We start from the raw sequence: 475 nt of genomic DNA, 5'->3' as shown, positions 1-475 counted from the left end.
AGGGCTGTGTTCCCATTGGTTAAGAATACTTTCAGCATCCAGCAATATATCCAGACCTTCGGTGAGGAAGATATTGATAATCTGCGGATCTTGTGAGGCTTCTTCAAGCGACTGGAGTTCATCACTTTGTGCGCTAAATACTTTGGACTGGAGTGATTTAAGGCCAGAGAGAAACTCATCCGTACCTGAAAGTTGCCCATCGGGATTGTTATCAAGTTGTGAGATGCCTTGTTGAATAAAATGCATAGCATCCGATAACATCGAGGCTATATCTTGATCAGCCTGAATGTTATTAGCACGTGCTTCCTTGATAAATTGTTCAACGGGTACTGCGATCTCCGCAATCGGTCTTATATTAGCTGTGTTTGCACTGCCTTTGAGTGTATGAAGCGCTCTAGATAAATCATCATCAATATCGATACTGTCATTCGCTGCACGATCAACAAATTCTAGGACAGTTGCGACATGAGAAGTG

Annotated in this window: 1 protein-coding gene; it reads right to left on the bottom strand. The window is 42.7% G+C overall.

Annotated elements, in window-relative coordinates; translation table 11 throughout:
• Positions 1-475, bottom strand: a 475-nt coding sequence (locus tag A3761_RS05195; protein WP_156491622.1) for an Hpt domain-containing protein, incomplete at both ends; no start/stop codon positions are given.

The organism is Oleiphilus sp. HI0123, from assembly GCF_001635315.1.
This window is presented reverse-complemented; position numbering and strand designations above follow the sequence as displayed.